This is a genomic window from Limnobacter sp. CACIAM 66H1 (assembly GCF_001601825.1).
Lineage (GTDB): Bacteria > Pseudomonadota > Gammaproteobacteria > Burkholderiales > Burkholderiaceae_B > Limnobacter.
Genome location: NZ_LUJK01000018.1, coordinates 17392 through 29281, shown reverse-complemented (window position 1 = coordinate 29281; position 11890 = coordinate 17392). Strand labels below are relative to the sequence as shown.

Below are 11890 nucleotides of genomic sequence, written 5' to 3'. Positions count from 1 at the left end.
ACACGAGGCTCTAGTTGAGTGTTACACAGAGCCCGTGAGCGTTCAAGCCCCTTGGTCGGGTTGAATGTCCTTTACATTGTCCACATTGAACATTTCCTCGGGCCGTGGATAACTTTTCTTGTTTTTGCGGGCCGGTAATTTTTCACCAGAAAACATTTCAACAGCGGTGCGCGCCACTTCTTTGGTATCCAGCGCTGCATAGGCAGATACCACGGCCGCCCCAGCCAAAGGCACAATTCGGGATGCAGTGCGTTTGGCCACTCGCTCAAACACCACCTGCCCAATCTGTTTGGTGACCCTTACTGCGACGTCCCGGCTGCCACTTCGTGTGAATCGGTCGATCAAGTCAAGCACCGACGTGCCCATTTTCTCGTCGTGCTCCAGGGGAATTGATCTTTCATACTCGCGCACGGCGGTGCCCGCCACGTGACTAAAAAGACAAGTCATCAATTCCTGTTCTGTCAGCGGCTTCTTGTGGCCAAATGCCACGGCAATGTCAGCCACCATCTGCGCCTGGATGCGCCAAACGATCACAAGGTCAGGCAGCACGGTGAGCATTCCCAAAGGGCCGACTGGCAAAGCAAGGCTGCCCGACACAGCCGCAGCCTTCGCGCAGGCTTTTTGCGTAATCTCTTTCGAGCGCTCATACGGACGTTTGGCCTTGCCAGGCTCTTTGGAAACGGGCACCCCACCAGTGACCAAACCGATTACAGCGTGGAGGGGCCCCATTAGGGCTCTGGGTAAATTGGTCTTTTGCATGAATAATTCACCAAAGGCAAATTGTTTCTAATGGTACTAATCAACAAGTCACAGACTTGGTTTACTATCGTAACTCACAAGGAGTAATCAGTTTGGGGGTAATTCCCTAGGAATGCTGTGGCCCTTGGGATCAAAATTGTGAATAGACGGTGCATTTCACAGTCTGATTGTGGTTTTGATCCATTTGGAGTACCCCTAATATGGGGGAATTCGACCTAGAGTTCGATGTTTTCACAAAGGAGTGAATGTCATGAGCAAAGCAGCAAACAAGCAGTTGGTTTTGAAACGTAAGGAAGACGGTGCCTCCTTGATCGAGTACGCAGTAATCGCGGCCTTGGTAGTAGCACTTGCAGTGGCTGGTTTTGCGACTTTGGGTGATGGCCTGGACACAGCATTCACCAACATCGTGAACACCTTGACTGGTGGCGGAGAGTAATACTCCCGCGATGAAGTAATCATGACTACAGCCAAGCGGGCACACTCTGCTTTCTTCAACCGCGCTGAACAACAGCGCGGTGCGCAGCTTGTGGAGTTGGCCTTGATGTTGCCAGTTGTACTCACCGTCATTTTTGCGATTGTGGGTTACAGCCTGTTGTTCATGGTGCAACACACGCTGAGCTCAGCCGTATCTCAGGCTGCGCGAAGCGTGGCTGTTGCAGGAAGCACAGCCGACCCGGAAGCTGCGGCCAGGCAATTGTTATTGAATTCCCTGCCCAGCGCGATGTATCCGGCAGGATTTAGTTTTTCAACCGACCAATTGGCCGGTGCAGCAGATTGTGGCAACGCATTGGGCGCGGGTACCAACCCAGCCCTGAGTTGCCTGGAGTTTCGGGGATTTTTCAACACCGCCGAGAATCCGTTTTTGTCCAACATTCCTTTTGCAGATACTTTTTTTCCAGAACAACTCAGCGCCAGCGCTGTGGTTCTGTACCAGAACACCGACGCACTGTAATTTCTTCCGGGAGCCCTTCGCGACATGTCAGGAAAAACAAAAATACTCGCACTGCTGCTATTGGGAATCGGATTGATTTTCATGGTCATGGCTTTTTTGTCCGGCCAAAACGTGAAGAAGGGCGGAGAAGCCATCAAAACCGAACTCGAGCGTTTCCCGGTGGTCGTCAGCACTGTTGAAATTCAGTTTGGAAAGCCCGTAACACCTGAAATGCTGAAGGTGGAGAAATTTGCCATCGCCCCCAGTGGCGCCTTCACGGACATTGGCGATGTGATCGGTAAAAAACCATTGTTCAATATTGGCAAAGGCTTGCCAGTGACCAACCAATATTTTGAATCGGGTGCCGTCGCGGCTGAGGTGCGTGAAGGTTACCGCGCTTTTGCCCTGCGTCTGGATGAGAACAACGTGGCCACCGCCAAAATCAAGGCAGGTGACTATGTCGATGTGTTTTCGATCTTCAAATCCAACAGTCGTGATATTGAAGAAACCATTTCTCGTTTGATCATGCCCAAGCTGCGCGTTCTGTCGGTGGGTTCACAACTGGTGAATGCACCTGAGACAACGAATGCCGCCAATGAGAAAGACGTCAACAATCGCCCAGTTCGATTGAAAGCGATGATGGTCGAAGTACCCACCGCGGATATCAACACACTGGCGATTGCTCAAACCCAAGGCGAATTGTTTGTGGTGTTGCGCAGCCCCGAAGAAGAAGAACTTCCGGACATGAGCAAGTACCCTCAAGCAGAACCTGTATTGAAGCCTGCGCCGGTGAAGGGCCCCGATGGGAAAGTGCTGAAAAACCAACCCCCCGTTGAGTTGACTGCGAGCGACAAAGCTTTCGCGGGCATTTCGCTGGACAACGCCATATTGCCAGGCAGCGGCAACACCAAAGACAACAAAAAACCCGCACAAACTACACAACGCACGGCCGAACCAGCCACTGTGGAAGTCATTCGCGGCGGTGAAACTACCCGGGAAACAGCGCGATGAATAAAAGCAAGATCACATTGAAAAGCATAGTCGCAGCAATGTCATTGGTGGCCTGCGCTGGGCTGATCAGCCCTCAAATTGCAGTGGGGCAAACCCCCGCAGCACCCAGCAGCGCAGCACCTTTTGTACTCACTTTGAGCACTGGCTTTCAGAAAGTCATCAGCCTGCCTGGCATTCCGGCACGGGTATCGATTGGCGACCCTACGATTGCTTCTGTGACGGTGCTTAAACCCACCGACCGCGGTGGCAAAAATGCTGGCGTATTGGTCACCGGTTTGAAAACCGGTTCGACATCCCTGTTGATTTGGGACCGTGGTGCCAGCATGGCCCGGGTGATCACTGTGGCTGTCACTGGCAAAGCCGCTGAAACCATTTCTACCTTGAAAGACTTGAACCTTGAAACCGAAGGGCAGGTGTTGAAACTGTCAGGCTCCACGCCCAATGTAAGCACCTATCAGCAAGCGCGCGAGAGTTTGATCAAGCCCGGTAGTGACGGCAAACCTGCAGAACTGATTGACCAAGCCACCATCCAAACATCAGGCACAGTGCAAGTGGATGTGAAGGTGGTTGAATTCACACGCAGTGAATTGCAACGCTTGGGGATTAACCTGACAGGCCAAGTTAATGGTGGTGGATTCACATACTCAATTGCGGGGCCGGCAAGTGTGAGCGGTTCGGGCGGTGTATCGAATGCATTCTCTTTGGCTTTTAATGGTGCGGGGTGCGTTGGAGAGGCAGTAATTGGCGCGCTTAACCCGACGCCTGTTGGTCCACGCACCTGCGATCTGGTTTCGGGTCTGAACATCCTTCAAGCCGACGGCTATGCCAAAGTTCTCGCCGAACCTTCATTGATTGCTCAATCTGGCCAGGATGCATCGTTTCTAGCGGGTGGCGAAATTCCAATTCCCGTGCCTTCCGGCAACGGCACTATTGGCATTGAGTACAAGAAGTTTGGTGTGGGTTTAAGTTTCACACCCACCATTTTGTCGAACAAAACAATTGCCTTGAAAGTGTCGCCCGAAGTCAGCGATCTCGACTTCTCTCGTGGTACCTCCATTCAAGGTGTGCTGGTTCCCGCCATTTTGACGCGCCGTGCCAGCACCACGGTTGAACTGGGCGAAAACCAAAGCTTTGTCATCGGCGGCTTGATCAGCCGAAACATTATTGCAAACGCCAACCGTGTGCCCTGGTTGTCTGAAATTCCGATTCTGGGTGCCTTCTTCAAAGGCAACACCTACAGCCGGGAAGACAAGGAATTGCTGATTATTGTGACACCGCGATTTGTAAAACCCCGCGCAGCAGACGCGCCCGGTTTGGCCCTTCCTGGTCAAAACGTAGGCATGCGCCCGCGCAGTGTCTGGGGCCAACTTTTCCTGCCTTCCGCCAAAGAGCCTGTTCCTGGCTTCACCACCAATTAAGGGGAATTAGCGATGCAACAAAGCATGCCCCGAATATTGTTTATCAGTGGGTCGGACGCCAACTGGCTATGGCTGTCTGACGCGGTGGGTGACCGTTTCATGTTGGTGCGTGAATCAGGCACCTTCAGTGAAATTACCAAACGTGTTGGCCTGGTATCGCCAAGCATGGCGGTGGTGGATTACTCGCCTCAAGTGGGCCTGGACGCCAGCCTGATCGTCAAAGAATTGCGCGAACTGGCACCCGACCTGCCTGTGGTTGCGATGGGTTCAAAGGACTCGACCGAAGACGTGGTCAATGCCTTGCGCTCGGGTGTAAAAGACTTTTTAAGCCTGGATTCCAGCGCAGGCGAAGTTACAAAAATTCTGACAGGCGTGGTTGAAAAAGCGCCCAAACAAAGCAATGAACGCAAGGGCTACGCCTTGGTAGTGCTGGGTGGACGGCAAGGTGTGGGCTCCACCACACTGGCGGTCAACCTGGCCGTGCAACTGGCCAAACAAAACAAGGACAGCACCTTGCTGCTTGACTTTGGCCTGCCCCTGGGCGATGGCCTGGTGCACCTTCCTGCGGAAGACAAACAGGGCGCCATGGACTTTGTGGAATGCGTGCGCAACCTGAAACGCTTTGATGCCACCCTCGCGAAGACCGCCTTTCGCCGCAACAATGCCACTGGCGTGGCGATACTTTCACTGCCACGAAACCTGGCAGACCTTCGGGATATTTCCGCATCCGATGCTCTGAAATTTTTGAACCTGATCAAATCATTTTTCGAGAATATCGTGATTGATTTGTGCGGGTTTTCGAACATTGAGTTTGTGGCCAGCCTGCTGCGAAGCGCAGACGCGACAATGGTACTCACACCCCAATCGGTGCCAGGTATCGTGACTGCTGCCGAGTTGATTAAAAGCCTGAATGACAAAGGCATTGCTACTCAGACATTTGATTTGGTGGTGACGCCCTATCACAAAGATGTGGCATTGGACGCAGACTCGATTGCCAAGAAACTGAACATTGAAACAGTACACACGCTGCCCGACCGACGCGCACCGTTGATCAACGCGGTCAATGGCGGCCAGGTGTTGTCTGCAGCCGATTCAAAAGACCCGTATGCCAAAGCAGTTGCCCAGTTGCTCGACAAAGTGAATGCCAACCGCAAACACCAAGACGGCCAGGGCAGCCTCGCCAGCACCTTCAAAAAATGGTTTAACAAATGAGTGAGATCATTTTCGGCCAGGAAGCGCCGCCCCCAAAGCCCAAGGAGCCCGAGCATCTGGTCGGTTCCGTGTCCAACACTGCGAACGCCCTTGAAGACGTGCAGTTTGCGACAACCAAAGTCAGCGACATGGACTCTGCCGTGCTCGCGGACGTGAAGGAGATGGCCCATGAACACATTTTGGCCATCATCGAAAAGAAAGGCGCCACCTTTGCCAAAATGGATAACAGCGCCCTTGAAAAATTCATTCAAGGTGAAGTGCAAAGCCTGATTTATGGCAAGCAGATCCCGCTGAACGATTCTGAAGTGGCCTTCGTCGCCGACTCGCTGTACAAAGAAATTGCGGGCTTTGGTCCATTGGAAGACCTGCTGGCAGACCCCAACGTTGAAGATGTGATGATCAACGGCTACAAGGACGTGTATGTGTCCAAAATGGGTCGCATGGAACGTGTGCAGGCCCGCTTTGTCGACAATGCTCACCTTTTGAGAATTGTTCGACGCATTCTGGCACCGCTGGGCCGCCGGCTCGACGAATCCAGCCCCATGGTAGACGCCCGCCTGCCCGATGGAAGCCGGATCAACGTCATCATTTCCCCACTGGCTCGCGATGGCGTGGTGGTGTCCATTCGTAAATTCAGAAGCACGCCACTGCGCGCAGAAGACCTGATGGGTTTGGGCACTTTCGATTCGCGCGTCTATGAACTGATGCAAGAGGCTGTTCGCAAACGCTGCAACCTGGTGGTCAGTGGTGCTACGTCCACAGGCAAGACGTCCATGCTGAACGTACTCGCGGAATTTATTCCACCCGGCGAGCGTTTGATTACGATTGAAGACACCGCTGAATTGCAGTTGAACCACCACCATGTGGTTCGCCTGGAAAGCCGTCCGGGTGGGCACGAAGGTGCCGGCGCGATTTCAATTCGCGACCTGGTCAAGAACAGCTTGCGTATGCGCCCTGACCGCGTGGTAGTGGGAGAGGTGCGCGGCGCTGAAGTACTCGACATGTTGCAGGCCATGAGCACGGGTCACGATGGCTCCATGGGCACCATTCACGCCTCAACACCTCGCGATTGTTTGCACAGGCTTGAAATGTTGTCCGGCTTTGCGGGCTTTACAGGCAATGAAATGAGTTTGCGCAGGCAAATTGCGTCGGCACTTGATCTGATTGTTCAGATTGTTCGCTTGCCCTCGGGCAAACGCCGCATTTACAGCATTACGGAAGTGGCTGGCATTGTGGATGACAATATTTTGCTTCAAGACCTGTATCGCCATGAAAGCCGACTCGGACCCGATGGCCAGGAACTGGACAACTGGGTACCCGTGGTGCCCTACCCCAAAAACCCGAAAATCTCGCACATTCGCCTGACATGACATTCGGACTGATCGCTGCTGCCTTGGTATTCATCTCTCTGGCCCTGCTGTTGCTGGGCCGCGGTGCTGAAGAACAAAACCGCAAACTGGCAGAAAGCCGACTGGATGTAGCCCTGAGCAAGTCCCGCGATCCATTGGCGCTGGAAAAAGACCCCCTGCGCAAAAAATACATTCCGCAATGGATCACAGACAGCCTGATTTCTGCAGGTCTAACCATTGATCGGACACTGGGTATTCGCGTGGCGATGGTTACACTGATACCCGCGCTGGCTGCCTTCGTTTTCCGGGGTGCGGCAAGCGCAACTGGCGCGCTGATTCTCGCCATTCTGGGCATTGCGGCCTACGTGCTGTATCGCCAGCGCAAACGCAGACTGCAAATGTTGAGTCAGCTGCCCAACTTTCTGGACGGTGTAGTCAGGGTCAGCGCAGTGGGTTACAGCCTGACCGTGTCATTCAACACCGCCCTTGAAAATGCCGAGCAACCCCTGAAAGAAGCCCTGGGCCTTGCTGTTCAAATGCAGTATGCCGGCCTGGAACTTGACCAAGCGATGCACCGCCTGGCGCGCGTTTATGGTTTGAGCGAATTCAAGCTGATTGCCTCCGTTGTTGCACTGGCGTTGAACTACGGTGGCAAAAGCGATATTTTGCTGGGCCGCCTGGCGCAATACCTGCGTGACCGCGAACAACACCATCAGGAAATGCTGGCGATGTCGTCGGAGGCTCGAATGTCTGCGGTGTTCATGTGCTGCCTGACGCCTGCTTTGGCCGGCATTATTCTGACGCTGAACCCGGCCTACCTGGGCACGATGTGGAATGACGACACAGGTCGCATGCTGCTGTTCGTCGCCGGGATATTGCAAATCGCTGGCGCTGCGATCATCTATCGCATGGTCAAGAGCATCTGAGGGCGCCCACATGGACATGAACACATTACTGGCAATTGGCATCTTTCTGCTGGGCTTGGGTTTTGTTGGCTTGGCCTGGAGTCTTTTGAGCCAATCCAGTCGCAAAGAAAAGGCATTGGCCCGAATTGATGAGTACACCGAATTGCGCCGTCGGGTTCAAAGTTCGGCTGCAGTTCGCAATCAGGTACCGACCAGTGCACTCACGGGGCGCATCGAGCGCCTGGGTCAACAATTCAGCAAAACCAAGGCATTCACCTATTTTGTCGAAGAAGAGGACAAAAAGCTCTTGGGGCGCGCAGGCTTTGGCCGCGAAGAAGACCTGAGCCGATTTGTGCTGATGCGTATTGCGCTGGGACTTCTTGGTTTGGCGATTGGACTTTTCCTGAATTGGGATGCAGGCTTTGGTCCCATTTCCATGATTCAGGTCATCGCAGTGACCGGCATCGGTTTTATGGGACCCAAGTGGTACCTCAAAGCAGTTGGAGAAGGCCGTGAAGCGGCTTTCGAGCGAGAACTGGTGGCAGTGGTGGACGTGATGCGTCTATTACAAGGCGTGGGTCTTAGCGTGGATCAATCCATCGAGGTCATGACCTCACAGCTGTACGACCTTGTACCCATCACAGGCCGTATGTTGCGCCGGTCTCGAGCCCAAGTGAAGTCTGGTGTGCCCTGGATTGTCATGTTGAAACGAATGAGCAACATGTATTCGAGCGACGAATTCAAATCATTCGTGCAGGTTCTGGAGCAAATTGAAAAGTTCGGTGGTGCTGTTCAGGAACCTCTGAAGCAGTTCTCGGATCGCCTTGTCGAAAAAGAAAGAGCCAACGCCAAAGAAATAATGGGCAAACTGACTGTTAAACTGACCGGTGTGATGGTGATTACCATGCTGCCGGCCTTGCTGATCATGACCGGTGGTCCCGGTATCATCTCCATTATTCGTGCATTTGAACGGGTTGGAGGTTAAAGCGTGTTGAGCAGTCGTTTGATTTCAGGACAATTCGGTCGGCAACTGGCCACACTGGCCTTGCCCGTAATTCTGGCCGCATGTGCGACACCACAACGGGCACCCAACGCGCCTGCCCCGGCACCTGAGCCCACAGTGACCCCAAGTGCACCCAACATCAGTGCCACAAGTCCTACACAAGACGCACTTATCCAGGCCGAACGCCAAGAGCTTGAACGAGAGGACGAGGAAGCCCGAAAAGCCCGTGCAGAACGTGAGAAGAACCTGCATCTCAAACTTGTTCAAACCATGATTGAACAAGACAACGCATATGCCGCCTTGGCCCATCTGGATGCCTACGATCAAAAGTGGGGATCCGATCGCCAAAGCAAACAACTGCGCGCCGATTCATTGCGAAAAACCAGTCAGTTGGACCAGGCCGAGTTGGTCTACAAATCCTTGCTCAGTGGCCAAGGCCAACAAAAAAGCGGGCCGGTTTGGTACGGTTTGGGCAAGGTAGCGATTGAACGAGGCGATTTGAAAACTGCAGCAACCCGACTGGAAAAATCCATTCAAGTCGACCCGTTGAATATCAATGCCTATTCTGACCTCGGATTGGTTTATCTGTTGGAAGGCCAAAAAGAGCCCTCCTACAACACACTGATGAAAGCCAATCAACTGGCCAGCGGCGACTCGAAGATCATGGCCAACCTCGCATTGTGGGGTTTGGTCTTTGATGATTTCAACATGGCCATGGACATCGCAGACCGTCTGCAATGGTCAGACAACACCCGCAATCAGGTGATGTCGCAAGCCAATTCCATCAAACGGCGTTTTGACGCCAAAGGAAACTCCCAATGAACTCACGCACTACCTGGATATTGGCAGCGATGTTAGGTGCATTCCCCATGCTGGTCGGCGCACAAGACAACACAGCCACTACAAATCAGGCCTCAACACAGTTTTCCGGCACCACCGATGCCGAAACCGGCTTGAGTACACGCACTTGGCTCAAAGAGCAGGCCGAGGGCATCAATCGGGGGGAAGTTGAAGCCTACAGGGCGGAATCGGCGGGCAAAGCCTACAGGGCTTACACCGATTCAATCGGTTCCAAAGACCAAAAAGCGCCTGTGTCTCAAGTTTCAACCATCAAGACCAACTAATTTTCCACGTGCTGCGCCTGTTGCTCAAACTGCTGTCTTTTGTTACCGGCCAACGGCTGCTGACACCCGAGCAGGTAGCAAGCCAACAACTTGAACTCAACGACCTGCGCAGCAAACAGGCCGCGCTGGAATTATTGTCCAGCAAACTTCGCAGCGAAATGAAACGCCAGCAGGCCCTTGCGAACGAACTGCTAAGAGAAACCCGGAATTCGCATGAACAGGCGTTGGCCGCACGACAGTCTGAAATTGACAGCTTGAAAGAAACGCTGGGGCAGCTCAATCTTAGTGTCGACATTGAAACCCAGCGGCAACTGAAAGAGAACAATGATTTGCTCAGCCAGTTGAACTGGTTGTCTGGCACCATTGCCCACGACTTTCGGGCACCGCTTCGCGCCATTGACGCCTATTCCTTTTTCCTGGCTGACGATCTTGGCGAGAACGCGCCACCTGAGGCGAGCAAATCCCTGGAAGAAATTCGCCGGAACGGCAAGCGAATGGGTGTGTTACTGGACGCTCTGATTGAATACTTGCGCCTTGGCGTATGTCCATTGAATGTTCAACTTCATGACCTGCACGACACACTGGTGCAGGTGGTCAACGAGCACTTTGACTTTTCACCGGTGCCGATTGAAATTCAGGTTCAGGGCAAATGGCGCTTTGACAGGCCCCTGATGATGAAAGCATTCAAAGAACTGATCGACAACGCGGTGAAATTCTCCAAGCCGGTCGACTCTCCAAAAATCATCATTCGGCAAAGCAGCCCGAGCAACCTTGAGATTATCGACAACGGCGTGGGCTTCTCGGACACGCACGACGCCCAGAAATTTCAACTGTTTCACCGCATGCACGGCAATGATGAATTTGAAGGAGAAGGCATTGGCCTGGCCACAGCCGAGCGTATTGCCTCTCGACATCACATGATCCTCATGCTGAACCGCGTGGGCAACCAAACCGTCGCCAGTCTGCAGTTGCCGGATCACGGACGTATTTAAACCACCTTGGACAGCAACTCCAGCAGGCTGGGCAGTTTGCCAAGGTCGCGCCTGGGCAAAGCATTGCGCACTTTATTGCCATCGCTTGAAGTGTCGACCAACGCGACCCCCGGTCCGGGGCTGGGCAAATTGCGAAACACCAACACCACCGGGCTGATCGCGGTCTCACCTCGAATCAGGCTGCAACCAATTTGACTGCCAGTCAGTTGCACCAGGCTGCCAGCCGGATATATTCCCAACTCCTCAAGAATAATGGCCGTGAAACAGCTATACAGATGATCTGCATGCGCGAACAGGTCTTTCACGGCCTGTTCCGCTGTAAAGTTGCTGCGGTAATCACGCTGGGCCATTCTTGCATTGAAGGAATCGCACACACTCAACAGCACAGAGCCCACATTGTTGTTCGGTATCTGATTGGGATAACCGGAACCATCGGGCAGCTCATGATGCATGCGTACGGATTCAATCCAGATGTCATCCTTGACACCCAGCAACTTCAACTTGTTGGCGCTTTGCTCCGGATGTTTGCGGATGGTTTCCCGCTGATCTCGTGACAACGGTTCAGTTTGAGCCCGCAAACGCGCCTGCAAGGTCAACATGCTGATGTTCATGGTCAATGCAGCTTTCAAATGTGAGGTCAACTCGGCCTCTGAAAACCGGTCGCTACACAAACCCACTCGAAACAGGGTCAAAGCCACCAACATGTGGTGCATCACTGGGTAATCATCCGCCGTGTGCCAGGCGAGATAAGCATAAGCCAGGTCAAAATGATGAATGGCGATGTGCTTGAACCGCTCAGCGAGTTCGTCCATCACCAGGACAAAAGTCTCTGGTTCTTCATCCACCAAGGCTTTGGACAGCACCTTGTAACAACAGTCCAGCTCTTCAAACAAGTCCTGCGCCTGGAGGTACAGCAATGTGGATTGAGTCAGTTCGGTTTCCAAGGCAACCAGGCTTTCACCTGCCAATCGTGTGGCCGGGTTGTAATGCTTGCCGGAATAAAGATACAAATGCTCGGGTGACAGCGACTTCCGTTGCAACAACGGTTGTACCACCTTGGCATCTGAGATATTGATCAACATGGGCAGACTCCTCTTCGTCTGCTTCTTAACGAATAAGTTGCCCGAAAAATGATCGCCCGATCGGTGGAGTCCATTTCAGGGATACGCTGAACTGGATGAAAAAA

Annotated in this window: 13 protein-coding genes; 11 read left to right on the top strand and 2 right to left on the bottom strand. The window is 53.2% G+C overall.

Annotation, left to right across the window (positions count from 1 at the left end; all coding sequences use genetic code 11):
• Positions 1–42 precede the first annotated feature (42 nt).
• A complete protein-coding gene (locus A0129_RS07165) occupies positions 43–759 on the bottom strand; it encodes an EcsC family protein (protein WP_291713713.1) in 717 nt (238 codons plus the stop codon).
• 250 nt (positions 760–1009) lie between these two features.
• Here A0129_RS07165 and A0129_RS07160 point away from each other — a divergent pair, with 250 nt between their 5' ends.
• From A0129_RS07160 to A0129_RS07110, 11 genes are all read left to right on the top strand, one after another.
• Positions 1010–1195: a Flp family type IVb pilin gene (locus tag A0129_RS07160; protein WP_291713711.1), complete on the top strand. Its 186-nt coding sequence runs from the start codon at positions 1010–1012 to the stop codon at positions 1193–1195.
• A 21-nt stretch (positions 1196–1216) separates the two neighbouring features.
• Positions 1217–1711 (top strand): TadE/TadG family type IV pilus assembly protein, encoded by a 495-nt coding sequence (locus A0129_RS07155; protein WP_291713709.1) that lies wholly within the window; start codon positions 1217–1219, stop codon positions 1709–1711.
• A 24-nt stretch (positions 1712–1735) separates the two neighbouring features.
• Positions 1736–2701, top strand: coding sequence for a Flp pilus assembly protein CpaB (gene cpaB, locus A0129_RS07150; protein WP_291713706.1), 966 nt, complete (start codon positions 1736–1738; stop codon positions 2699–2701).
• The gene (locus A0129_RS07145; protein ID WP_291713704.1) at positions 2698–4119 is read left to right on the top strand and encodes a pilus assembly protein N-terminal domain-containing protein; all 1422 of its coding nucleotides are present in this window, start codon (positions 2698–2700) and stop codon (positions 4117–4119) included. The genes cpaB and A0129_RS07145 overlap by 4 nt, the downstream gene beginning before the upstream one ends.
• Before the next feature lie 12 nt (positions 4120–4131).
• Complete coding sequence (locus A0129_RS07140; RefSeq protein WP_105028322.1) at positions 4132–5331, top strand: hypothetical protein; 1200 nt, start codon at positions 4132–4134, stop codon at positions 5329–5331.
• A 128-nt stretch (positions 5332–5459) separates the two neighbouring features.
• Positions 5460–6701 carry a CpaF family protein gene (locus A0129_RS07135; RefSeq protein ID WP_291713753.1) on the top strand — a complete coding sequence of 414 codons (1242 nt, stop codon included), beginning with the start codon at positions 5460–5462 and terminating at the stop codon, positions 6699–6701.
• Entirely contained in the window at positions 6698–7606 is a 909-nt protein-coding gene (locus A0129_RS07130; RefSeq protein WP_291713702.1) for a type II secretion system F family protein, read from the top strand. The genes A0129_RS07135 and A0129_RS07130 overlap by 4 nt, the downstream gene beginning before the upstream one ends.
• 10 nt (positions 7607–7616) lie before the next feature.
• Positions 7617–8570 carry a type II secretion system F family protein gene (locus A0129_RS07125; protein ID WP_291713700.1) on the top strand — a complete coding sequence of 318 codons (954 nt, stop codon included), beginning with the start codon at positions 7617–7619 and terminating at the stop codon, positions 8568–8570.
• A gap of 3 nt (positions 8571–8573) precedes the next feature.
• Positions 8574–9410, top strand: coding sequence for a lipopolysaccharide assembly protein LapB (locus A0129_RS07120; protein WP_291713698.1), 837 nt, complete (start codon positions 8574–8576; stop codon positions 9408–9410).
• Positions 9407–9712, top strand: coding sequence for a hypothetical protein (locus tag A0129_RS07115; RefSeq protein WP_291713696.1), 306 nt, complete (start codon positions 9407–9409; stop codon positions 9710–9712). The genes A0129_RS07120 and A0129_RS07115 overlap by 4 nt, the downstream gene beginning before the upstream one ends.
• A gap of 20 nt (positions 9713–9732) precedes the next feature.
• The gene (locus A0129_RS07110) at positions 9733–10704 is read left to right on the top strand and encodes an ATP-binding protein (RefSeq protein WP_291713694.1); all 972 of its coding nucleotides are present in this window, start codon (positions 9733–9735) and stop codon (positions 10702–10704) included.
• Here the strand turns inward: A0129_RS07110 and A0129_RS07105 are convergent.
• Complete coding sequence (locus A0129_RS07105; RefSeq protein WP_291713693.1) at positions 10701–11786, bottom strand: HD domain-containing phosphohydrolase; 1086 nt, start codon at positions 11784–11786, stop codon at positions 10701–10703. The genes A0129_RS07110 and A0129_RS07105 overlap by 4 nt on opposite strands.
• Positions 11787–11890: the final 104 nt, after the last annotated feature.